This is a genomic window from Mycobacterium colombiense (genome assembly GCF_001672755.1).
Taxonomy (GTDB): domain Bacteria; phylum Actinomycetota; class Actinomycetes; order Mycobacteriales; family Mycobacteriaceae; genus Mycobacterium; species Mycobacterium colombiense_C.
The window spans coordinates 21,631-45,327 of sequence record NZ_LZKI01000043.1 but is presented as its reverse complement, the minus strand read 5'-3'; the positions used below and the strand labels follow the sequence as shown (position 1 = coordinate 45,327).

The following is a 23,697-nucleotide window of genomic DNA, read 5'->3' as shown; positions in this document are numbered from 1 at the left end:
AGCTGCAGGTGACCCGGATCATTGGCGGCGCGGCCGGGGGCCGTCGCATCGCGGTCCCGCCGCGCGGCACCAGGCCCACCACCGACCGGGTCCGCGAGTCGCTCTTCAACATCCTTGACGCGCGCCTGGAGCTGACCGGCCTGGCCGTGCTGGATCTCTACGCCGGTTCGGGCGCACTGGGATTGGAGGCGCTTTCCCGCGGCGCCGCCGCCGCGCTCTTCGTGGAGTCCGACCCCCGCACCGGATCCGTCATCGCGCGCAACATCGAAACCCTGGGCCTGGCCGGCGCGACGCTGCGCCGCGGAGCGGTGGCGACCGTGCTGGCGGCCGGGACCGCGGCCGCGTTCGATCTGGTGCTGGCCGACCCGCCCTACGACGTCGACGCCGCGGAGATCGAGGCCGTGCTGGCCGCGTTGGCCGAGCACGGCTGGGTGCACGGGGGCAGCGTCGTGGTGGTGGAGCGGCCGGCGGGCGGCGCACCGCTGAATTGGCCGGGCGGGTGGTCGGTGTGGCCGCAACGGGTTTACGGCGACACCCGTCTGGAGCTGGCCGAGCGTCAGTGAGGTGGCGTGTACCGTCATTCGTCATGGCGCCGCCCCTCAGCATCGCTTCGCTCTGCATCGTCTCGGCGCGCGTCATGGCGAGACGACCCGCTCACATCGGAGCGCCCGCATGACCGGCGCGGTGTGCCCGGGTTCGTTCGACCCGGTGACGTTGGGCCACATCGACGTCTTCGAGCGAGCGTCGGCTCAGTTCGACGAGGTGGTGGTGGCGATCCTGACCAACCCCGCCAAAAAGGGCATGTTCGATCTGGACGAGCGGATCGCGATGATCAACGAATCGACGACGCACCTGCCCAACCTGCGGGCCGAAGCCGGGCAGGGTCTGGTGGTGGATTTCGTCCGGTCGCGCGGCATGACCGCCATCGTGAAGGGGCTGCGCACTGGCACCGACTTCGAATACGAACTGCAGATGGCGCAGATGAACAAGCACGTCGCCGGCGTGGACACCTTCTTCGTCGCCACCGCCCCGCGCTATTCGTTCGTGTCGTCCTCGCTGGCCAAAGAGGTCGCGATGCTCGGCGGTGACGTGTCGGAACTGCTGCCCGAACCGGTCAATCGCCGCCTGCGCCAAAGGATTTCGGATAAGTCCTGACCCGGCTGCCCGAGGCCGAAAGCACTGCGGCAACCGGATTGACGGCGCAGGGCGCGGCCTGGAGTACCCGGGGGCGCAGCGGGTACCCGATGGTTTCGTGTTCTCCGTCGATTAGCCATGAGTCTCTCGCAACGGGCAGTCGACGGGTTCGAGTGCGCCACGGGCAACCCAGTCCACCGGAAAAGATCGCAGACGCCCACGCGGAACGTATGTTGATGATCTGATCCGAAGGAGGGGGTCCGCGAGGTTGCCGACGTCGATAGGAGAACGACACTGATGACGGTAGACAATCTTTTCGACGTACCCGAGGCCGCGGCCAATCTGATCGCACTGCTCGCCGACGAGGGAGTCGCGCACTTCTTCATCAATCCCGGAACGGATTCCGCGCCGATCCAGGAGGCGCTGGCCGCGGCGCGCGCCGCCGGCACCCCGAGCCCGCAGGCCGTGTTGTGCGTGCACGAGAGCATCGCGCTGGCGGCGGCCATCGGCCATCACATGGCCAGCGGCCGCCCGCAGGCGGTCATGGTGCATGTCGATGCCGGGACGCTGAACCTGGGCTGCCAGCTGCACAACGCGCAGCGCAACGGAACTCCCGTGGTGATGTTCGCCGGGCGCACTCCCTACAGTTCGGCGCCGCAGGTGCGCGGTCACCGCGATACCTATATCCATTGGCAGCAGGAACAACTCGACCAGCCGGCCGTGGTGCGCAACTATGCCAAGTGGCACATGGAGGTGCCCCGCGGCCGCGAGCTGGCCCCGATCGTGCGTCGGGCGTTCCAGGTCGCCCAGTCCTGCCCATCCGGTCCCGCCTACGTCATGCTGCCGCGAGAAGCGTTGATGGAGCCCGGCGTCGGTGCGTTGCCGCGCCGGTTACCGCCGGCCGTACCGCCCGGCCCTGACCCGGCCGCGCTCGGACGGTTGGCGGGAATCCTGGTGGCGGGCAAGCGGGTTGTCATCGTCACGTCCCGGACCGCCGCCGACCCGGGGACCGCGACCGTGCTGGGCCGAATCGCCGAGCTGCTCGGCGCGCCGGTCATCGATCAGGGTGACCGCGCCAACCTGCCGCCGGGGCATCCGCTGCACGTGGTGGGCGACGCCGCCCCCCTGGAAAGCGCCGACACCGTGCTGCTGCTGGACTCCGAGGTGCCGTGGGTGCCGTCGCAGCTGGCCCCGCCCGCGGACGCCCGTGTGGTGCAGATCGACGGGGATCCGGTCAAACCGAGCATGCCGCTGTGGTCGTATCCGGTCGAGGTCGCGTTGACCGCCGACACCCGCGTGGCGCTGCTGCTGCTCGAGCAGACCCTGCTACGGCTTACCACCGACGAGTTGCGGGAGAAGTGGGCCGCGCGCCGGCAGGCGGCGGAGGCCGAGACCGCCGAACGCGACCACGAAGCGATCCGCCGGGCCGCCTCCGGGCAGCCGGCGGATGTGCCCGATGCGATGCTGGCCGCGCTGGGCCGCGCCCTGCCCGACGATGCGATCGTGGTCCAGGAGGCCGTGACCAACCGGGCCGCCGTGGCCCGGCAGGTGCGCCGGGCGCCGGGGCACCTGTTCGACACTGGCGCACCGGCTTTGGGGTGGGCACTCGGCGGCGCCTTCGGGGTCAAGCTCGCCCGGCCGGAGGCGCCCGTCGTCGCCATCTGCGGTGACGGTTCGTTCAACTTCGGCGTGCCCACCGCCGCGCTGTGGTCGGCGCATCGCCACGGTGCGCCGTTCGTGACGGTCGTCTTGAACAACCGGTCCTATCTGGCCTCCAAACTACCGGTGATGGGTTTGTATCCGGACGGAGTATCGGTGCGGGAGAACGACTTCGGCGAAACCCGGCTCACCCCGGACACCGACTACGCCGCCCTCGCCCAGGCCTGCGGCGGTAGCGGACGCAGCGTGCACACGCCGGCGGAGATGAGCGAGGCCATCGGCTGGGCGCTCGGCGAGGCCGATAATGGGCGTTGCGTCGTGCTGGACGTGCGGTTGCCACAACCCTGACGGCGGTCAGTGGTGATGTTCGGTTTCGCCGGCGGCGGGGGAGCCGCCCATCATCCGCACCATCGGCAGGCCCCCGGACGTGACGAACCGGGCGACCAGGATGGCCGCAAGCGCCAGGAACGCGATGTTGAGCCAGGTCGTGTAGTTCCACGAGATCGACGCTTCGATCACCGTCGCGTTGCGCTGCGCGGGAATGAGATTTGTTGTGCCGAAGATCAATTCGATTAGATACCCGGCGGTGACCATCGCGGCGTAGAAGGTGCCCAGCAGCGTCAGCATCATCTTGGTGCCGTAGTACTTGCGGTAGATATTGAGGATCGGAAGGATCAGCAGGTCGGCGTAGATGAACGCGATGACGCCGCCGAAGCTGATGCCGCCGTTCCACAGCACCGCGGCCAGCGGGACATTGCCGATGGAGCACACGAAGGACACGATCGCCACGATGGGCCCCACGATCGGTCCCCATATCGCCGAGAGTCCCGGGTGCTCGGCCAAAAAGAAGACCTGCCAGAACTTTTCGGGCACCCAGGCCCCGATGGCGCCCGCGATCAGCAGGCCCAGGACGAGGTCGCGCAGGATCGCCAGCCACTCCATCACGAACACGTGCGAGACCGAGGTCAGGCCGGCGGGTGAGAACAGCCGTCGGTAGAACGAGCCGTCCCCCTGGATGGACATGTCCATGGCGGCATGGCCTTCCATCGCACCGGCGATTCCACGCTCGGCCTGCTCGCGGGCGGCGTCGACGAGCCGTGACCGCACGAACAGCCGGAACAATACGGCCAGCACCACGATCATCAGTGGGCCGCCGACGAATTCGGCGGCGGTGAACTGCCAGCCCATCAGCAGCGCCAGGATGATGCCCAACTCCACCACCAGGTTGGTGGACCCGATTTCGAACGCCATCGCGGCGGTGAAGTCGGCGCCCTTGCGGAACAGCGATCGCGCCAACGCCACCGCGGCGTATGAGCACGACGACGACGCCGCCCCCAGTCCCGCCGAGACCGCCAGGGTGCGCGGCCGGTCGTCACCCATCAGCGCCACGATCGTCGAGCGGCGCACCACGGCCTGCACCACCGCCGAGAGGGCAAAGCCCAGAATCAGCGCCCACAGGATTTCCCACGTCATCGAGCCCGCGAGCGTCAAAGCGTGCCCGACCGCTGATATCACCGTCACTGTGTCCTCCTGCGGGAAACGAGTCGCTCCGGGGGGCGCCGCACCCAACCGTGGAGTATACCCCTCGGGGGTATAAGCCGGCGCGCGGAGTGTCGCCGATGCCCTCGCCCCGGCGCGGCCAGCCGCGTCGTGCCTGCCGCGAGGATGACGGCGCGGATAGTGGCCCGGCCGTCCGCGACCTAGAATCGCTGGCAAATAGCCGGGTCCCGGCGCGTCGACGCAAATGCCGGGCCGCCGCCCCACCCGCATCGACCGGGACCCGGCAACGAATATGGATGAACCACCCCGCGCGGTCGCCGTGGCCGCGGTAACAGCGTGAATGGGCCCTTCTGCGATGACACTGACGTCCAAACGCCGGGCCGGAAACACCGGACCAGGGCGTTTAAGGGCCGCCGAACGGGCAAATACCCGACACACCGGTGTCGCCACCGCAGTCACAGGGACATCACCAGGCACACTAGTAACAACAGGATCTTTGCAGACGCCAGGAGGGTATGGCCGTGTATCGAGTCTTTGAGGCGCTGGACGAACTCAGCGCCATCGTGGAAGAAGCCCGTGGCGTTCCGATGACGGCCGGCTGCGTGGTACCTCGCGGCGACGTGCTGGAGTTGATCGACGACATCAAGGATGCGATCCCGGGCGAACTGGACGACGCCCAGGACGTCCTGGATGCGCGCGACTCCATGCTGCAGGACGCCAAGACGCACTCCGAGTCCATGGTGTCCTCGGCGACCACCGAGTCCGAGTCGATGCTCAACCACGCCCGCTCGGAGGCCGACCGGCTGCTGTCCGACGCCAAGGCGCAGGCCGACCGGATGGTGAGCGAAGCGCGCCAGCACAGCGAGCGGATGGTCGGTGAGGCCCGCGAAGAGTCGGTGCGCATCGCCATGGCGGCCAAGCGCGAGTACGAGGCGAGCGTCGGGCGCGCCCAGGCCGAAGCCGACCGGCTGCTCGAAAACGGCAACATCTCCTACGAAAAGGCCGTGCAAGAGGGCATCAAGGAGCAGCAGCGCCTGGTCTCGCAGAACAGCGTGGTGGAGGCGGCCAACGCCGAGGCCACCCGGCTCATCGACTCGGCGCACGCCGAGGCCGACCGGTTGCGCGGCGAATGCGACATCTACGTCGACAACAAGCTCGCCGAGTTCGAGGAATTCCTCAACGGCACCCTGCGGTCGGTGGGGCGCGGACGTCACCAACTGCGGACGGCGGCCGGAACCCACGACTACGCGGTGCGGTAGCGCTTCGCGGTTGTTTGCCGGGCGGGCGCGCCCTGGAATTGTGCGGTCAGCGCCGTAGGATTTCCGATATGACGCGGCAGCACAGCACACGATCGGCCCGCGGAGCGTCACGCCTGTCCGCGCCGATGGCGTTCGACATCACAAGGCTCGGGCGCCGCCCCGGGGCGATGGTGACCCTGCGCAAGACCGTGCCCAGCCCGTCGCGCATCGGGCTGGACATGATCGCGATCGAGGCGGACGCCCCGCTCGAACTGGATCTGCAGATCCAGTCGGTGTCCGAGGGCGTCCTGGTGACCGGGACGGTGACCGCGCCCACCGCCGGCGAGTGTTCGCGTTGCCTGACCAAGCTCGAGGGACAGGTGCAGGTGCGGCTCACCGAGCTGTTCGCCTACCCGGACAGCACCACCGAGGCGACCACCGAGGAAGACGAGGTGGGCCACATCGTGGACGACACCATCGACCTCGAGCAGTCCATCGTCGACGCCGTGGGACTGGAACTGCCGTTCTCGCCCGTCTGCTCGCCGGACTGCCCCGGGCTGTGCCCCGAATGCGGTGTTTCGCTGACCGCCGAGCCGGATCATCAGCACGATCGCATCGATCCGCGCTGGGCCAAGCTGGCGGGCATGTTCAGCGCGGAGTCGGACGAGCCGCGGGGTGAGCGGTGACTTCACGCCAACCGCTGATCGACGCCCTCGGGGTTGAGCTGTCCGAGGAACTGCTGTCCCTGGCGCTCACGCACCGCAGCTACGCCTACGAACACGGCGGCCTGCCGACCAACGAGCGCCTGGAATTCCTGGGCGACGCGGTGCTGGGCCTGACCATTACCGACGAGCTGTACCACCGGCACCCCGACCGCACCGAGGGTGATTTGGCCAAATTGCGGGCCAGCGTGGTCAACACCCAGGCGCTGGCCGACGTCGCGCGCAAGCTGTGCGAGGGGGGCCTCGGCGTCCACCTGATGCTCGGGCGCGGGGAGGCGAACACCGGCGGCGCCGACAAATCGAGCATCCTGGCCGACGGCATGGAATCGCTGCTGGGCGCGATCTACCTCGATCACGGCATCGACGTTGCGCGCGAGGTGATTCTGCGGTTGTTCGGCCCGCTGCTGGACGCCGCGCCGACGCTGGGCGCCGGGCTGGACTGGAAGACCAGCCTGCAGGAACTGACCGCGGCCCGCGGCATGGGTGCGCCCTCCTACGTCGTCACCTCCACCGGGCCCGACCATGACAAGGAATTCACCGCGGTCGTCGTGGTGGCGGAGACTGAATACGGCACGGGTGTGGGCCGGTCCAAGAAGGAGGCCGAGCAGAAGGCCGCGGCGGCCACCTGGAAGACACTCGACGTGCTGGATCCCGCGGGAAAAACCAGCGTCTAGATGCCCGAACTGCCCGAAGTCGAGGTGGTGCGCCGCGGCCTGCACGCCCACGTCGTCGGCAAGACGATGACCGCCGTCCGGGTGCATCACCCGCGTGCGGTGCGTCGTCACGAAGCCGGGCCCGCCGACCTCACCGCCCGGCTGCTGAACGCGCGGATCACCGGCACGGATCGGCGCGGCAAGTACCTGTGGCTGCTGCTGGACACGGAACCCGCTGGGCGGGAATCGGATACGGCGCTGGTGGTGCACCTCGGCATGAGCGGGCAGATGCTGCTGGGTGGGGGTCCCCCCAGCCGCGAAGCGGCGAGGGGGAAGGGGCCGCGCGCCGACCACGTCCGGATCTCCGCGCTGCTCGACGACGGGACCGTGCTGAGCTTCGCCGATCAGCGCACCTTCGGTGGATGGATGCTCGCCGATCTGGTCGAGGTGGACGGCAGCGTGCTGCCGGAGCCGGTCGCGCATCTGGCGCGTGACCCGCTGGACCCCCGCTTCGATGCGGATGCGGTGGTGAAAGTGTTGCGGCGCAAGCATTCCGAGATCAAGCGGCAGCTTCTCGATCAGCAGGTGGTGTCCGGCATCGGCAACATCTACGCCGACGAGGCGCTGTGGCGCGCCAAGCTGAACGGCGCGCGGATCGCCGACACGCTGAGCCGCAAGCAGTTGATCGCCGTGCTGGACGCGGCCGCCGAGGTGATGCGCGACGCGCTGGCCCAGGGCGGGACCTCGTTCGATTCGCTGTACGTCAACGTCAACGGCGAATCCGGATACTTCGACCGATCGCTGGACGCCTACGGCCGCGAGGGCGAAGCCTGCCGCCGTTGCGGGGCAGTGATGCGCCGGGAGAGATTCATGAACCGCTCCTCGTTCTACTGTCCGAAATGCCAACCGCGACCGCGTGGTTGAGTGCCTTCGGGCGACTCAGTCGAAGATGTCGCGCCGCAGCGTGCCGGTGGGCGTGGGCAACGCGGGGTCCACGAACCACTCGTGGCTGAACAGCGCGCCGAACACCTGGGGTGGCAACCGGAGCAGTAGCCCGAACACCCGCGCGGCCAGGGCGGAAGCGCCGATCTGAGAGCCGTGTGCGGCGAATGCGTCGCGCTTCTGGCGCGCATAGCGAAAGACGTTGACTCGATGGGTGATTGTGGCGCGCGGCGCGTAGGCACCGCGAACGATGTCCCGCTCGTACGGCCCGGGCAGCCGCAACAGGTGCGCGAGATCGCTGACGCGGAGCAGCATTTCGCGCGGCATCGTCACCTCCAGCACCCGCGGCGTGGCGGCGAGTTCGGCGGCCCGCTTGCCGACGTGGTGCACCTGGACGTGGTCCCGATGGCCGTAGCCGCCGTTGGGCTGGTAGCTGAGCAGCAGGTCGGCGTTTTCGTCGCGCAGAATGCGGGCCAGCCGCCCGGCGGCCTCGTCGACATCGGCCCGCCCGAACCGGGTGCGTCCGGGTGGGTCCGGATAGAACAGCGGGCCATAGCCGCTGTCGGCATACCCGAGGCACTCCACCCGGTGCGCCCCGAGAATGCTTGCGCTTCGGTGTAATTCGTCGAGCCGGTAGTCGCCGTCCTCGTTGTGGATACGCCCGTCGGTGGCCGTGACCACGACCACCCGGTGTCCGGCCGTGGCCGCCCGCGCCAGGGTGCCGCCGGTGAGCACGACCTCGTCGTCCGGGTGGGCATGGAAAGCGACCACGGTGGCCATGCCTTGCAGTATGCCCGCGCGTCCGAGTTCGCCTCGCCCGGTAGAAATAAGCCATGGCCGAACTATGGGTGGAACGCACCGGGACTCGCCGCTACACCGGATACAGCTCGCGCGGCGCGCAGGTGCTGATCGGTTCCGAGGACGTCGACGGCGTGTTCACCCCCGGTGAGCTGCTCAAGATCGCGCTCGCGGCGTGCAGCGGGATGTCCAGCGACCTGCCGCTGGCCCGCCGGCTGGGCGACGACTACCAGGCGGTCGTCAGGGTCTCCGGCGCCGCCGACCGCGAGCAGGAGCGCTATCCGCTGCTCGAGGAGACCCTGGAACTGGACCTGTCGAGCCTGGCCGACGACGAGAAGGAGCGCTTGCTGGTCGTGGTCAGCCGGGCCATCGATCAGGTTTGCACCGTCGGGCGCACGCTGAAGTCCGGTACCACGGTCAACTTCGAGGTCAGCTCCGAGGCGAACAATGTCGGAGCCTGACACCCGGCTCACAGCCTGGGTGCACGGCCGGGTCCAGGGGGTGGGATTCCGCTGGTGGACGCGCTGCCGCGCGCTGGAGCTGGGCCTCACCGGTTACGCGGCCAACCAGGCCGACGGCCGCGTCCTGGTGGTCGCCCAGGGGCCGCGGGCGGCCGGCGAGCAGCTGCTGCACCTGCTGGAAGGCGGCACGGCCTGGCCGTCGCGGCCCGGCCACGTCGACAAGGTGGTCGCCGACTGGTCGCCGCCGCAGGAGCGGTTCGAGGGATTCGTCGAGCGCTGAGACACGTCGCCGCCCCGCGCGTCACATCCGTCACACTGGCACCGGCTCTGGCTTCGATAGCCGAATCCGAAACGCGCTAGCGCCGGTGCTAGCGCGTTTCAGACAGACGCAATCGCCTTCTCTCCGTGGCTGATGTGGCCACTGTGACGAGTGCGCCGACCGCTCGGAGCGCGGCCACATTTCGGGCCTGCCGACACCCCTCGGTGCAGCAATCCGGGGGGATTTGAGCGGTAGTCTGGCTCGCCGTGTACCTCAAGAGTCTGACGCTGAAGGGCTTCAAGTCCTTCGCCTCGCCGACGACTCTGCGCTTCGAGCCGGGCATCACCGCCGTCGTCGGGCCCAACGGCTCGGGCAAATCCAACGTCGTCGACGCGCTGGCCTGGGTGATGGGGGAGCAGGGGGCAAAGACGCTGCGCGGCGGCAAGATGGAAGACGTCATCTTCGCCGGGACCTCGTCGCGGGCCCCGCTGGGCCGCGCCGAGGTCACCGTCACCATCGACAACTCCGACAACGCGCTGCCCATCGAATACTCCGAGGTGTCCATCACGCGGCGGATGTTCCGCGACGGCGCCAGCGAGTACGAAATCAACGGCAGCAGTTGCCGTTTGATGGACGTTCAGGAGCTGCTGAGCGACTCCGGGATCGGCCGGGAGATGCACGTCATCGTCGGGCAGGGCAAGCTCGACGAGATCCTGCAATCGCGGCCCGAGGACCGTCGCGCGTTCATCGAGGAAGCCGCCGGTGTGCTCAAGCACCGCAAGCGCAAGGAAAAGGCCCTCCGCAAACTCGACGCGATGTCGGCGAATCTGGCCCGGCTCACCGACCTGACCACCGAACTGCGCCGCCAGCTCAAGCCGCTGGGCCGCCAAGCCGAGGTGGCCCGTCGCGCCCAGACCATCCAGGCCGACCTGCGTGACGCCCGGCTGCGGCTGGCCGCCGACGACCTGGTCAACCGGCAGGGCGAGCGCGAGGCGATCTTCGAGGCCGAGGCCGCCATGCGCCGCGACCACGACCAGGCCTCGTCGCGGCTGGCCGTGGCGTCCGAGGAGCTGACCACGCACGAGGCCGCGGTCGGCGAACTGTCGAGCCGGGCCGAGTCGGTGCAGCACACCTGGTTCGCGCTGTCCGCGCTGGCCGAACGGGTCGCCGCGACCGTGCGCATCGCCAGCGAGCGGGCCCACCACCTCGATGTGGAGCCGCTCGCCCCCAGCGACACCGACCCCGACGCGCTGGAAGCCGAGGCCGAGCAGGTCGCGGTCGCCGAGCGGCAGCTGCTCGCCGAACTGGCCGGGGCGCGCACCCGCCTGGACGGCGCCCGCGCCGAATTGGCCGAGCGCGAGCGCGAAGCCGCCGAGGCCGACCGGGCCCACATGGCGGCGGTGCGCGCGGAGGCGGATCGCCGAGAAGGCTTGGCGCGCTTGGCCGGTCAGGTGGAGACGATGCGGGCGCGCGTCGAATCGATCGACGACAGCGTGGCGCGCCTGTCCGAACGCATCGAACAGGCCGCCGCCCGCGCACAGCAGGCCAAGGCCGAATTCGAGACCGTGCAGGGCCGGGTCGGTGAACTTGATCAGGGCGAGGTGGGTCTGGACGAACACCACGAGCGCACCGTGGCCGCGCTGCGGCTGGCCGACGAGCGGGTGGCCGAGCTGCAGTCCGCCGAGCGGGACGCCGAACGCCAGGTGGCGTCCTTGCGGGCCCGCATCGACGCGCTGGCGATCGGGCTGGACCGCAAGGACGGCGCGGCGTGGCTCACCCAAAACCACGGTGGCACAGGACTTTTGGGTCCGATGGCCAAGCTGGTCAAGGTTCGCCCCGGCTACGAGGCGGCGCTGGCCGCGGTGCTGGGGTCGGCGGCCGACGCGCTGGCCGCCGAAAGCTTCGGCGCGGCCCGCTCGGCCGTCGCCGCCCTCAAGGAGGCGGACGGCGGCCGCGCCGCGTTGGTGCTGGGCGACTGGCCCGCCGATCAGCCCGCGCCGCAGCAGGCCCCGGCGGGCGCGCGGTGGGCGCTCGACCTGATCGACGCGCCGGCGCGGCTGCGCGGCGCGATCACGGCCATGCTCTCCGGCGTCGCGGTGGTCGACGACCTGGACCAGGCGCTGACCCTGGTGGCGGCGCACCCTCAGCTGCGCGCGGTCACGCTCGACGGTGACCTGGTGGGCGCCGGCTGGGTGAGCGGCGGCTCGGACCGCAAGCTGTCCACCCTCGAGGTGACCTCGGAGATCGATAAGGCCGGCGACGAGCTGACCGCCGCGGAGGCCCGGGTCGCCCAGCTGACCGCGGCGCTGTCCGGGGCGCTGACCGAGCAGGCCGCCCGCCAGGATTCGGCCGAGCAGGCGCTGGCCGCGCTCAACGAGTCCGACAGCGAGATCTCCGGGATGTACGAGCAGCTGGGCCGGCTCGGCCAGGAGGCCCGGACGTCCGAGGACGAGTGGAGCGGGCTGCTACGGCAGCGCGAAGAGCTCGAGGCGGGCCGGACCCAGACCGTCGCCGAAGTCACCGAACTGGAAACGCGGCTGCGCAACGCCCAGGAGACCCAGCACGCGCCATCCGAAGAACCCGTGAACCGTCAGCAGATCGCCGCGGCGACCGAAACCGCCCGCAGCGTCGAGGTGGAGGCCCGGCTGGCGGTGCGGACCGCCGAAGAGCGCGCGAATGCGGTTCGCGGGCGGGCGGATTCGCTGCGCCGCGCGGCCGCGGCCGAACGCGAAGCCCGGCTGCGGGCCCAGCAGGCGCGGGAGGCGCGGCTGCGCGCCGCCGCGGTGGCGGCCGCGGTGGCCGACTCGGGGCGGCTGCTGGCGCAGCGGCTGAACGGGGTCGTCGACGCCGCCTCCAAGATCCGCGACGCCCTGGCCGCCGAACGCCAGCAGCGTGCGACCGCGATGGCCGCGGTCCGCGACGAGGTGAACGCGCTGAGCGCCCGGGTGGCCGCCCTGACCGACTCGCTGCACCGCGACGAAGTGGCCAATGCCCAGGCGGCCATGCGGATCGAGCAGCTCGAACAAATGGTGCTCGAGCAGTTCGGCATGGCGCCGGCCGACCTGATCGCCGAGTACGGTCCGGAGAATCAGCTGCCGCCCTCCGACCTGGAGATGGCCGAATACGAGCAGGCCAAGGAACGCGGCGAACAGGTATTCGCGCCCGCCCCGATTCCCTACGACCGGCCCACCCAGGAGCGGCGGGCCAAGCGGGCCGAGCGTGAGCTGGCCGAACTGGGCCGGGTCAACCCGCTGGCCCTGGAGGAGTTCGCCGCGCTCGAGGAGCGCTACAACTTCCTGTCCACCCAGCTCGAGGACGTCAAGGCCGCCCGCAAGGACCTGCTCGGGGTGGTCGACGAGGTCGACGCCCGCATCCTGCAGGTGTTCAGCGAGGCCTACACCGACGTCGAACGCGAGTTCACCGAGGTCTTCACCGTGCTGTTCCCCGGCGGTGAGGGCCGGCTGCGGCTGACCAACCCCGACGACATGCTCACCACCGGCATCGAGGTCGAGGCCCGCCCGCCGGGCAAGAAGGTCACCCGGCTGTCGCTGCTGTCCGGTGGCGAGAAGGCGCTGACGGCGGTGGCGATGCTGGTCGCGATCTTCCGCGCCCGCCCGTCGCCGTTCTACATCATGGACGAGGTGGAGGCCGCCCTCGACGACACCAACCTGCGGCGGCTGATCTCGCTGTTCGAGCTGTTGCGGGCGCGCTCGCAGCTGCTCATCATCACGCACCAGAAGCCGACGATGGAGGTCGCGGACGCGCTTTACGGCGTGACCATGCAGGGCGACGGCATCACGGCTGTCATCTCCCAGCGGATGCGCGGCCAGCAGGTGGACCAGCTGGTCACCAGTTCGTAGCGCTGGTCGCGAGCGCGGCGTAGCCGGGCGAAGCGGGCCGGCGCCCTCCGGCGAGCGCTGGTCGCGAGCGCCCGAAGGTGGTGGCTGCCCGGCGGCCACGCCGCCCCTGAAACAATGTCAGCGTGTCCCAAGGTCTTTGGATCGCCATCGCGGTCGTCGCTGCCCTGGTCGTCATCATCGCGCTGGTCCTGGGCCTGCTGCGGTATCGGCGCCGCCGTATCAGCTTCTCCACCCGGACCGAGCCCGGGGCGATCGACCGGTCCGGCGGCTACACCGCGTCCTCAGGCATCACCTTCAGCCAGACCACGACGGCCGACCGGCTCGACACCACCGGCCTGCCCGCGGTAGGCGACGACGCGGCGATTCCGCGCGACGCGCCGCGCCGGACCATCTCCGAGGTCGAGCTCCCCGAACCCGCGCCCCAGCCCGAGGCCCAGGTGGCCCCGCCGCCACCAGACGTTCAGGCCCCGCCCGCGCCGGAAGCCTCCGCGCCCGAAGCCCCCGCGCCCGAGGCCCCGGCCGCCCCCCAGATCGAGGAGATCGCGCCCACCGAGGGTCGGCTGGAGCGGCTGCGCGGCCGGCTGGCCAGGTCTCAGAACGCGCTCGGCCGCAGCATGCTGGGCCTGATCGGCGGCGGCGACCTCGACGAGGACGCCTGGCAGGACGTCGAGGACACGCTGCTGGTCGCCGACCTGGGCCCGGTGGTCGCCGAATCGGTGATCTCCCAGCTGCGCAGCCGACTGGCCAGCAGCGACGTGCGCACCGAGGCCGACGCCAAGGCCGTGCTGCGCGACGTGCTGATCAAGGAGTTGCAGCCCGGCATGGACCGGTCGATCCGGGCGCTGCCGCACGACGACCATCCCTCGGTGCTGCTGATCGTGGGCGTGAACGGCACCGGAAAGACCACCACCGTCGGCAAGCTGGCCAGGGTCCTGGTCGCCGACGGGCGGCGCGTGGTCCTGGGCGCCGCCGACACGTTCCGCGCCGCGGCCGCCGACCAGCTGCAGACCTGGGCGTCGCGGGTGGGCGCGGAGGTAGTGCGCGGGCCCGAAGGCGCCGACCCGGCCTCGGTGGCATTCGACGCCGTCGACAAGGGCATCGTCGCGGGCGCCGACGTGGTGCTCATCGACACCGCGGGGCGGCTGCACACCAAGGTTGGGCTGATGGACGAGCTCGACAAAGTTAAGCGGGTCGTAACACGGCGTGCCGCGGTCGACGAGGTGTTTCTGGTGCTCGACGCGACCATCGGGCAGAACGGGCTGGCCCAGGCCCGGGTGTTCGCCGAGGTGGTTGAGATCACCGGTGCGGTGTTGACCAAGCTGGACGGAACGGCCAAGGGCGGCATCGTCTTTCGGGTTCAGCAGGAGCTCGGCGTGCCGGTCAAACTCGTCGGGCTCGGGGAAGGCCCAGACGACCTCGCGCCGTTCGAACCGGCCGCTTTCGTCGACGCCCTGCTGGGCTGAAACCCCTTACACGGCGAGCGGGACGTTAATCCCGCTGAAACACGGTGGCACCATCGCCGAAACAACGATTGCGCAATCTTCTGGTCAGGTCATCAGACGCAGGTCTGGCGGCCATTTGTGGGCCGACCGGAGGAGATTGCGAGTGACATACCCGATACTGGGCCAGCCCAATACCGGCGATACCGCCTGGATGTTGGCCAGTTCCGCGCTGGTGTTGTTGATGACGCCGGGTCTGGCGTTTTTCTACGGCGGCATGGTGCGCGCCCGAAGCGTGCTGAACATGCTCATGATGAGCATCAGCGCGATGGGCGTGGTCACCGTGCTGTGGGTGCTCTACGGCTATTCGATCGCCTTCGGCGACGACGCGGGCGCCGGCATCGTAGGAAAACCAACCTCGTTCTGGGGCTTGAAGGGCCTCATCGGGGTCAACTCGGTAGCCGCCGATCCGAGCAAAGGTGTTGCGGCAACGGACATCCCGCTGGCGGGCACCCTGCCCGCCACCGTGTTCGTGGCGTTCCAGCTGATGTTCGCGATCATCACCGTCGCCCTGATCTCGGGCGCGGTGTCCGACCGGCTGAAGTTCGGCGCCTGGCTGGTGTTCGCCGGCCTGTGGGCGACGTTCGTCTACTTCCCGGTCGCCCACTGGGTTTTCGCGTTCGACGGCTTCGCCTCCGAGAAGGGCGGCTGGATCGCCAACAAGTTGCACGCGATCGACTTCGCCGGCGGGACCGCGGTCCACATCAATTCCGGTGTGGCGGGCCTGATGCTGGCGATCGTGCTCGGCAAGCGGCGCGGTTGGCCCACCACGTTGTTCCGGCCGCACAACCTGCCGTTCGTGATGCTCGGTGCCGGACTGCTCTGGTTCGGCTGGTACGGGTTCAACGCCGGATCGGCCACCAGCTCCAACGGTGTCGCCGGGTCGACCTTCATGACCACCACGGTCGCGACGGCCACCGCGATGCTGGGCTGGATGCTCACCGAACGCATCCGCGACGGCAAGGCGACGACGCTGGGCGCGGCGTCCGGCATCGTCGCGGGCCTGGTCGCCATCACGCCGTCATGCTCGTCGGTCAACGTGCTGGGCGCGCTGGTCGTGGGCCTGGTGGCCGGCGTCGTGTGCGCGCTGGCGGTCGGCCTGAAGTTCAAGCTGGGCTTCGACGACTCGCTCGACGTGGTCGGGGTGCACCTGGTCGGCGGTCTGGCCGGCACCCTGCTGGTGGGGCTGCTCGCCGCGCCGGAAAGCCCGGCCATCAACGGCGTCACCGGGGTGTCCAAGGGACTGTTCTACGGCGGCGGCTGGGCACAGCTCGAGCGGCAGGCAGTCGGCGCGTTCAGTGTCCTGATCTACTCTGGGGTGGTTACGCTGATCCTGGCGTTGATCCTGAAATACACCATCGGGCTTCGTCTCAACCCAGAAGCGGAAGCCACGGGTATCGACGAGGCCGAGCATGCCGAGAGTGGATACGATTTCGCTGTGGCTACCGGTTCGGTTCTCCCGCCCCGGGTCGCTGTGGCGGATACCCGTAACGGCCTGGAGGAGGAGCGAGTGGGCGACAAAGTGGAGGCAGAGCAGTCATGAAGCTGATCACCGCGATCGTAAAGCCGTTCACGCTCGATGACGTGAAGACCAGCCTCGAGGACGCGGGCGTCCTGGGGATGACGGTCAGCGAAATCCAGGGCTACGGACGGCAGAAGGGCCACACCGAGGTCTACCGGGGCGCCGAATACTCGGTCGACTTCGTGCCCAAGGTCCGCATCGAGGTCGTCGTCGACGACTCCATCGTCGACAAGGTCGTGGACAGCATCGTCCGGGCCGCGCGCACCGGCAAGATCGGTGACGGCAAAGTGTGGGTGAGCCCCGTGGAAACCATTGTGCGGGTGCGCACCGGCGAGCGTGGAACCGATGCGCTATGACAACCGCTGTCAGTTGCTGATTCGACCCGGGCGGGCCGGGAGGGCATGACCCCGAACGACCCCGATTCGTCCGGGCACCTGAGCGGGACAGAAAGCGCCTGCGGGGCAGTCGATCTGGCTGCCTCGCGGCGCCAACTGTTGTCTGACGGAAGCAAGCTGCACGCCGCCGAACTGCGGCACGCCTGGCTGGATCTGCACGAATCATGGTTGATGGCCAAGGCCGCCGAGATCGGGATCACCGACGACAGCGGCTTCGCGGTCGTCGGGATCGGCGGCCTGGGCCGCCATGAGCTGTTGCCGTATTCCGATCTTGATCTAATGCTGTTGCACGACAACAAGTCCGATGACGTGCTGGGCAAGGTCGCCGACAAGTTGTGGTACCCGTTGTGGGACGCCAACGTTCGGCTCGACCACAGCGTGCGGACCGTTTCCGGGGCCCTCGGCGTCGCCAACGCCGACATGATCGCGGCGCTCGGCATGCTGGACGCCCGCCACATCGCCGGCGACGTGCGGCTGTCCGACGAGTTGATCGCCGGGGCACGACGCCAGTGGCGCAGCGCAATTCGCTCCCGCATGAACGAGCTCGTCGAAATGACGCAGGCCCGCTGGGACCGGTGCGGCCGCATCGCGCAGCGCGCCGAGCCGGACCTGAAGTCGGGTCGCGGCGGCCTGCGCGATGTGCAACTGCTCGATGCGCTGGGCGTGGCCCAGCTGATCGACCGCCACGGCATGGCGCGCCCGGAGTCGCCCGGGGGATCCCTCGACGATGCCCACCTGACGCTGCTCGACGTGCGCACCGAGCTGCACCGGGTGTCGGGTCGCGGACGTGATCAGCTGCAGGCCCAATACGCCGACGAGATCAGCGCAGCCTTGCACATCGGGGACCGGTTTGACTTGGCGCGCAAGCTATCCGATGCCGGGCGCACCATCGCCTACCACACCGAGACGGGCATTCGAACGGCCGAGAACGCGCTGCCGCGCCGCGGGGTGACGGCCCTGGTGCGGCGCCCCAAGCGCCGGCCGCTGGACGAGGGCGTCGTCGAATACGCCGGAGAGATCGTGCTCGCCCGCGACGCTCGCCCCGATACCGACGTGGGTCTGGTGTTGCGGGTGGCCGCCGCGTCGGCCGACACCGGATTGCCGATCGGCGCCGCCACGCTGAGCCGGCTGGCCGCCAACGCGCCGGAGATGCCGGTGCCGTGGCCGCGAGACGCGTTGGACGACTTGCTGGTTGTGCTGTCCGCCGGGCCGACCACGGTGACGACGATCGAGGCGCTGGACCGCACCGGGTTGTGGGGCCGGCTGTTGCCGGAATGGGACGCCATCCGCGACCTGCCGCCCCGCGACGTCGCGCACAAATGGACGGTGGACCGTCACGTCATCGAGACGGCCGTCAACGCCGCACCGCTGTCCACCCGGGTCGCGCGACCCGACCTGCTCGCGCTCGGCGCGCTGCTGCACGACATCGGAAAGGGCCGCGGCGTCGATCACAGCGTGCTCGGCGCGGGCCTGGCGCTCGAGATCGGGCCCAGGCTGGGCATGCCGCCGGTCGAGGTCGAGCTGCTGGCACAACTGGTCCGCCACCACCTGCTGCTGCCCATGGTGGCCACCCGCAGCGACCTCAATGACCCCAAAACCATTGAGCGCGTGGTAAAAGCGCTCAGCGGAGACGCGCTGCTGCTCGAAGTCCTGCACGCACTGACCGAGGCGGATTCGAAGGCCACCGGTCCCGGGGTGTGGAGCGAGTGGAAGGCGTCGCTGATCGAGGACCTGGTCCGGCGCTGCCGGCTGGTGATGGCGGGGGAATCGCTACCCAAGGTGGAACCCGCTGCGCCGCAATATCTCTCACTGGCCGCGGATCGCGGCGTGCACGTGGACATCAAGACCAGCGGTGGTGAGCGCCTGGACGTGGTGATGGCCGCAGCGGACCAGCGGGGGCTGGTGTCGAAGGCCGCCGCGGTGCTGGCACTGAACTCGCTGCGCATCCATTCGGCCTCGGCCAGCACCTACGAGGGCTTCGCCATCGTCGCATTCGTGGTGTCGCCACTGTTCGGTTCGCCGCCGGAAGCGGGTCTGCTGCGCCAACAGTTCACCGGCGCGCTGGCCGGCGACGTCGACGTGCTGGGCACGCTGGAGAAGCGCGACAGCGACGCCGTCAGCGCCGCGACCAGCCGGGCCGGCGAGGTCCAGGTCGGGGTGCCCGTCACCCGGTCGAGCGCCCCGCCCCGCATCCTGTGGGTCGACTCGGCCTCACCGGACCAGTTGATCGTCGAGGTTCGCGCCATGGACCGACTCGGGCTGCTCGCGCTGCTGACCCGTGCGCTGGAACGGGCGGGCACCGACATCCTCTGGGCGAAGGTCAACACCTTCGGGTCGACGGCGGCCGACGTGTTCTGCGTGACGGTGTCCGCCGAAGCGGCCGACGCGGCAGGCGACGCCGAGCACGGTGCGCGGGACGTGGTCGAGCAGAGCCTGCTGGCGGTGTTGGGCGGCCCCGCAGTCGAAGTGCTCGAGGAACCCGTGGGGGACTAGGCCCGCCTGCTTACTAACGACCTGCTTACTAACGCTCGGCGTTGAGCTGGCGCACGGCGTCGATGCGCGCGCGCAGCTGTTCGCGGCTCGCCGCGGCGATCGGTGGGCCACCGCACCGGCGCCGCAGTTCGTTGTGGATCCAGCCGTGCGGCTTGCCGGTGCGGTGATGGGCGATCGACACCAGGGTGTTCAGCTCGCGGCGCAGCTCCCGAAGCTGGCCGTGCACGGTGGCCGGCGGGGTGTCGACGCCCGACAGCGGCGCGCCCTCCTTGTGCAGTTGGGCCCGCTTCTGCAGCTGCTCGTCCTGGCGCTGGTGCAGCAGCGCGCGCATCTGGTCGGCATCGAGCAGCCCTGGAATGCCGAGGTAGTCGGCCTCCTCGTCGCTGCCCGCCGCAGCGGCGGTGCCGAACGAGGAACCGTCGAAGATGAGCTGATCGAGTTCCGCGTCGGCGCCCAACGAGGTGAAGCCCTTGTCGAGGTCGGTCTTCTCGTCCTGTGTCTTGGTGGCGGGATCGTTCTCGAGCGGGTCGCCCTCGGAGACCCGGTGCGGCTCGCCGAGCACGTGGTTGCGCTGGGCCTCCAGCTCGCTGGCCAGCTGCAGCAGGTTGGGCACCGACGGCACGAAGATGCTGGCGATCTCGCCCGGGCGGCGCGACCGCACGAACCGGCCGATGGCCTGGGCGAAGAACAGCGGCGTCGAGGCGCTGGTGGCGTAGATCCCGACCGACAGCCGCGGCACGTCGACGCCTTCGGAGACCATGCGCACCGCGACCAGCCAGCGGCTGGTGCTCGCGGCGAAGTCGCTGATGCGCGCCGACGATCCGGGGTCGTCGGAGAGCACCAGCGTCGGCGCCTCGCCGGTCAGCTTGGTCAGCAGGACGGCGTAGGCGCGGGCCGCGGTCTGATCCGAGGCGATGATCATGCCGCCCGCGTCGGGTATGTGCGTGCGCAGCTGGCGCAGCCGCAGATCGGCGGCGGTGATCACCGCGGGCATCCATTCGCCGGCGGGGTCGAGCGCTGTGCGCCAGGCGCGCGCGGTCTGCTCGGCGGACAACGGCTCGCCGAGGCGGGCCGCGTGCTCCTCGCCGGCGCTGTCGCGCCACCGGGCCTCCCCGGAGTAGGCGAGGAAGACCACCGGCCGGACCACGCCGTCGGCGAGGGCGTCGGTGTAGCCGTAGGTGTGGTCGGCCTGCGAACGCCGGATCCCGTCGGGACCGGCCTCGTACGTCACGAACGGGATGGGGCTGTCGTCGCTGCGAAAGGGCGTCCCCGTCAGGGCGAGCCGGCGGGTCGCGTCGCCGAACGCCTCGCGGATCGCGTCGCCCCACGTCTTGGCGTCGCCGCCGTGGTGGATCTCGTCGAAGATGACCAGCGTCTTGCGCTGCTCGGTGCGCACCCGGTGCAACGTCGGATGCGCGGCGACCTGGGCGTAGGTGACCATCACGCCGTGATACTCCGGGGCGATCCGCGCGTTGCTGTTGGAGAACTTCGGGTCCAGGGCGAGGCCGTACCGCTGCGCGGCCTGCGCCCACTGCACCTTCAGGTGCTCGGTGGGCACCACGACGGTGACGTGTTCGACGGCGCGCTGGCCGAGCAGTTCGGCCGCGACCCGCAGGGCGAAGGTCGTTTTCCCCGAGCCCGGGGTGGCCACCGCCAGGAAATCGCGCGGCTGGGCGGCGAGGTACTTGACCAGCGCCCTGCGCTGCCAGCCACGCAGCACGCCGGTGCCGCTGGTGTCGCCGGGAACGCTGTCGGCCTGCGCCTGGATGCTGCTGAGCGGCACCGACACAGGCCCCCCGTTCGTTACTCGTCGACGCGGCTGACTCGATTGAGTCGCGGCTGTGAAATCTAGCACGCCAACGCTTTTCGGCGCAGTAACGACTCGACTGGCTATCGTGTCGGGCTCACCGTTTCGCGGGTCTGCAGCCATTCATGGATGCGTCCGGCAACGTCGGCCCAGCCCGGTTCGAGCATCATGTTGTGGCCCATGGAAAAGAATTCCGGCTCGGTCCGGTAGGCGCGCGCCGTGTTGCGCACCTCGCGGACGCTGACGAAGCCGTCGTACTCGGCGCCCAGCACCAGCATCGGCGTGGTCACCCGCTTGGTTCGGACCCGGCGGACGATCGGGTCGGTCATGGCTGCGCGAACGCTCTCGGCCCCGGCACGTTGCCGGCAGGATTCGACGACGGCCTCGGGGGTGTCGGCGCAGAACAGATACTCGCGGGCGAGCGCCGGGGTGGCGAGGAATCTCAGCAGCGTGGGATCGCTCCACGATTCGATCGTCATCGACGGCCGGCGGCGCCACACCCGCAGCGCCAGCGTGAGCACGCCCTGTGGCGGCACCGAGCCCACCAGCACCGCGGCCGGGGCGCGGCGATCTTCGAGGTAGCGCTGGATCACGAAGCCGCCCAGGGAATGGCCGACAAGGACCGGCGCGCCGCCCAGGTCGTCGGCCACCGAGCGGACGTCGTCGATGTAGTCGGCGATGGACACCTTCGGCAGCGGCTTGGCCGTGGGGCTGGCGCCGTGTCCGCGCAGGCTCATCGCGACCGCGCGGTAGCCGGCGTCGGCGAAGAAGTCCAGGAAGTGTTCCCAGCACCAGGCGCCATGCCAGCCGCCGTGCACGAAGAGCAGCGGCACCGGATGCGCTTCGCTGCAGGACCCCTTGTCGATCACCTCGAGCATGAGCCTGACCCCTCCGGCGGCGTTTTTGTTCGCCCGACCATTCAAGCCCACTCAGCGCCTTGCCGAGACTGAAACGGCGCGCACCTAAATCGGTGTGTCCTGTGCGTAGTTTCAGTGTCGCGGTCGATGGGTGCCCGCGACCACCAAACGAGCTTGTCGCCGAACCTGCGCCGCGCGGTCCGGGACCGGTGCCCACTAGGCCTGATGAGTGGCACTTGCTGCGCCCGGCTTGGCCGCGCTTGCAGTGCCACTAGGCTGACGGGGTGTTTGAATCGCTGTCCGACCGTTTGACCGGTGCCCTTGCGGGGCTGCGTGGCAAGGGTCGATTGACCGACGCCGATATCGAGGCCACCACTCGCGAGATCCGGCTGGCGCTGCTGGAAGCCGACGTGTCGCTGCCCGTGGTGCGCGCCTTCGTCACCCGGATCAAGGACCGCGCCAAGGGCGCCGAGGTCTCCGGGGCCCTCAACCCGGCGCAGCAGGTCGTCAAGATCGTCAACGAAGAACTCATCGGCATCCTGGGCGGGGAGACCCGACAGCTGGCGTTCGCCAAGACGCCGCCGACCGTGCTGATGCTCGCCGGTCTGCAGGGTTCCGGTAAGACGTCGCTGGCCGGCAAGCTGGCCGCGTGGCTGCGCGGCCAGGGGCACACCCCGCTGCTGGTGGCGTGTGACCTGCAGCGCCCGGCCGCGGTCAACCAGCTGCAGGTCGTCGGTGAGCGCGCCGGCGTACCGGTGTTCGCGCCGCATCCCGGCGAATCGCCCGGGTCCGGGCCCGGCGACCCGGTCGCGGTCGCGGCGGCCGGCCTCGCCGAGGCCCGGGCCAAGCACTTCGACGTGGTCATCGTCGACACCGCCGGCCGGCTGGGCATCGACGACGAGCTGATGTCGCAGGCCGCGGCGATCCGTGAGGCGATCAATCCGGACGAAGTCCTGTTCGTGCTGGACGCGATGATCGGTCAGGACGCCGTCACCACCGCAGAGGCGTTCCGCGAGGGCGTCGGCTTCACCGGCGTGGTGCTGACCAAGCTGGACGGTGACGCCCGCGGTGGTGCGGCGCTTTCGGTGCGCGAGGTGACCGGCGTCCCAATCCTTTTCGCCTCCACCGGCGAGAAGCTGGAGGACTTCGACGTCTTCCACCCCGACCGGATGTCCAGCCGCATCCTGGGCATGGGCGACGTGCTCAGCCTCATCGAGCAGGCCGAGCAGGTCTTCGACGCCGAACAGGCCGAGGCCGCCGCCGTCAAGATCGGCAGCGGCGAGCTCACGCTCGAGGATTTCCTGGAACAGATGCTGGCCATCCGCAAGATGGGCCCGATCGGCAACCTGCTGGGCATGTTGCCCGGTGCCGGGCAGATGAAGGACGCGCTGGCGCAGGTCGACGACAGCCAGCTCGACCGCCTGCAGGCCATCATCCGCGGCATGACCCCCGCCGAGCGCGCCGACCCGAAGATCATCAACGCGTCGCGGCGGTTGCGCATCGCCAACGGCTCGGGCGTCACGGTGTCGGAGGTCAACCAGCTGGTGGACCGCTTCTTCGAGGCCCGCAAGATGATGTCGTCGATGCTCGGCGGCATGGGCATCCCCGGTCTGGGCCGCAAGTCGGCGACGCGAAAGTCCAAGGGAGCCAAGGGCAAGGCTGGCAAAAAGGGCAAGAAGGGCGGACGCGGCCCGACACCGCCGAAGGCCCGCAACCCGCTGATGCAGGGTATGCCGGCCGGGTTCCCGGACCTGTCGCAGATGCCCGAAGGCCTCAACGAGCTGCCGCCCGGGTTGGCCGACTTCGATCTGTCCAAGCTGAAGTTCCCGGGCAAGTCGTGACGATCGCGAGCGCGGCGGAGCCGGGCGCAGCGGGTCGTCACCATTGGACCGGAAGGC

19 protein-coding genes are annotated in these 23,697 nt (G+C 69.7%); 15 read left to right on the top strand and 4 right to left on the bottom strand.

Annotated elements, in window-relative coordinates:
• The first annotated feature begins 8 nt into the window (after positions 1-8).
• The 3 genes from rsmD (at position 9) to A5708_RS05750 (ending at position 3,141) form a co-directional block, all read left to right on the top strand.
• The gene (gene rsmD / locus A5708_RS05760) at positions 9-563 is read left to right on the top strand and encodes a 16S rRNA (guanine(966)-N(2))-methyltransferase RsmD (RefSeq protein WP_065027695.1); all 555 of its coding nucleotides are present in this window, start codon (positions 9-11) and stop codon (positions 561-563) included.
• Positions 564-672: 109 nt separating this feature from the next.
• Positions 673-1,155, top strand: coding sequence for a pantetheine-phosphate adenylyltransferase (coaD, locus tag A5708_RS05755; RefSeq protein ID WP_065027694.1), 483 nt, complete (start codon positions 673-675; stop codon positions 1,153-1,155).
• A 276-nt stretch (positions 1,156-1,431) separates the two neighbouring features.
• Positions 1,432-3,141, top strand: a complete 1,710-nt coding sequence (locus A5708_RS05750) for a thiamine pyrophosphate-requiring protein (RefSeq protein WP_065027693.1) — start codon at positions 1,432-1,434, stop codon at positions 3,139-3,141.
• A 6-nt stretch (positions 3,142-3,147) separates the two neighbouring features.
• Here the strand turns inward: A5708_RS05750 and A5708_RS05745 are convergent, their stop codons facing one another.
• Positions 3,148-4,362: a permease gene (locus A5708_RS05745; RefSeq protein WP_196772541.1), complete on the bottom strand. Its 1,215-nt coding sequence runs from the start codon at positions 4,360-4,362 to the stop codon at positions 3,148-3,150.
• A 452-nt stretch (positions 4,363-4,814) separates the two neighbouring features.
• Between A5708_RS05745 and sepIVA the strand changes: the two genes are divergently transcribed.
• From sepIVA to mutM, 4 genes are all read left to right on the top strand, one after another.
• Positions 4,815-5,552 carry a cell division protein SepIVA gene (gene sepIVA, locus A5708_RS05740; protein WP_065027711.1) on the top strand — a complete coding sequence of 246 codons (738 nt, stop codon included), beginning with the start codon at positions 4,815-4,817 and terminating at the stop codon, positions 5,550-5,552.
• A 68-nt stretch (positions 5,553-5,620) separates the two neighbouring features.
• The gene (locus tag A5708_RS05735; protein ID WP_196772540.1) at positions 5,621-6,217 is read left to right on the top strand and encodes a YceD family protein; all 597 of its coding nucleotides are present in this window, start codon (positions 5,621-5,623) and stop codon (positions 6,215-6,217) included.
• Complete coding sequence (gene rnc / locus A5708_RS05730) at positions 6,214-6,927, top strand: ribonuclease III (RefSeq protein ID WP_065027690.1); 714 nt, start codon at positions 6,214-6,216, stop codon at positions 6,925-6,927. The genes A5708_RS05735 and rnc overlap by 4 nt, the downstream gene beginning before the upstream one ends.
• Entirely contained in the window at positions 6,928-7,830 is a 903-nt protein-coding gene (gene mutM, locus A5708_RS05725) for a DNA-formamidopyrimidine glycosylase (protein WP_065027689.1), read from the top strand.
• Positions 7,831-7,845: 15 nt separating this feature from the next.
• Here mutM and A5708_RS05720 read toward each other — a convergent pair whose 3' ends face one another.
• On the bottom strand, positions 7,846-8,628 hold the full coding sequence (locus A5708_RS05720) for a PIG-L deacetylase family protein (RefSeq protein ID WP_065027688.1): 783 nt from the start codon (positions 8,626-8,628) through the stop codon (positions 7,846-7,848).
• Positions 8,629-8,681: 53 nt separating this feature from the next.
• On the opposite strand from A5708_RS05720, the gene A5708_RS05715 reads away from it, so the two are divergent.
• The 7 genes from A5708_RS05715 (at position 8,682) to A5708_RS05685 (ending at position 19,135) form a co-directional block, all read left to right on the top strand.
• The gene (locus A5708_RS05715) at positions 8,682-9,107 is read left to right on the top strand and encodes an OsmC family protein (protein WP_065027687.1); all 426 of its coding nucleotides are present in this window, start codon (positions 8,682-8,684) and stop codon (positions 9,105-9,107) included.
• Positions 9,094-9,387 (top strand): acylphosphatase, encoded by a 294-nt coding sequence (locus A5708_RS05710; RefSeq protein WP_065027686.1) that lies wholly within the window; start codon positions 9,094-9,096, stop codon positions 9,385-9,387. The genes A5708_RS05715 and A5708_RS05710 overlap by 14 nt, the downstream gene beginning before the upstream one ends.
• Before the next feature lie 245 nt (positions 9,388-9,632).
• Complete coding sequence (gene smc / locus A5708_RS05705) at positions 9,633-13,226, top strand: chromosome segregation protein SMC (protein WP_065027685.1); 3,594 nt, start codon at positions 9,633-9,635, stop codon at positions 13,224-13,226.
• A gap of 122 nt (positions 13,227-13,348) precedes the next feature.
• Complete coding sequence (gene ftsY, locus A5708_RS05700; protein ID WP_065027684.1) at positions 13,349-14,689, top strand: signal recognition particle-docking protein FtsY; 1,341 nt, start codon at positions 13,349-13,351, stop codon at positions 14,687-14,689.
• Between the two features lie 190 nt (positions 14,690-14,879).
• Complete coding sequence (locus A5708_RS05695; RefSeq protein ID WP_065027710.1) at positions 14,880-16,268, top strand: ammonium transporter; 1,389 nt, start codon at positions 14,880-14,882, stop codon at positions 16,266-16,268.
• Positions 16,265-16,603 carry a nitrogen regulatory protein P-II gene (gene glnB / locus A5708_RS05690; RefSeq protein ID WP_003878721.1) on the top strand — a complete coding sequence of 113 codons (339 nt, stop codon included), beginning with the start codon at positions 16,265-16,267 and terminating at the stop codon, positions 16,601-16,603. Before A5708_RS05695 ends, glnB begins: the two co-directional genes overlap by 4 nt.
• Positions 16,604-16,648: 45 nt before the next feature.
• Entirely contained in the window at positions 16,649-19,135 is a 2,487-nt protein-coding gene (locus A5708_RS05685) for a [protein-PII] uridylyltransferase (protein ID WP_081292832.1), read from the top strand.
• 28 nt (positions 19,136-19,163) lie between these two features.
• Here A5708_RS05685 and A5708_RS05680 read toward each other — a convergent pair whose 3' ends face one another.
• The gene (locus tag A5708_RS05680; protein WP_065027683.1) at positions 19,164-20,924 is read right to left on the bottom strand and encodes a DEAD/DEAH box helicase; all 1,761 of its coding nucleotides are present in this window, start codon (positions 20,922-20,924) and stop codon (positions 19,164-19,166) included.
• A 101-nt stretch (positions 20,925-21,025) separates the two neighbouring features.
• Positions 21,026-21,820, bottom strand: coding sequence for an alpha/beta hydrolase (locus A5708_RS05675; protein WP_065027682.1), 795 nt, complete (start codon positions 21,818-21,820; stop codon positions 21,026-21,028).
• A 263-nt stretch (positions 21,821-22,083) separates the two neighbouring features.
• Here A5708_RS05675 and ffh point away from each other — a divergent pair, with 263 nt between their 5' ends.
• Positions 22,084-23,640, top strand: a complete 1,557-nt coding sequence (ffh, locus tag A5708_RS05670) for a signal recognition particle protein (RefSeq protein WP_065027681.1) — start codon at positions 22,084-22,086, stop codon at positions 23,638-23,640.
• The last annotated feature ends 57 nt before the right edge of the window (positions 23,641-23,697 follow it).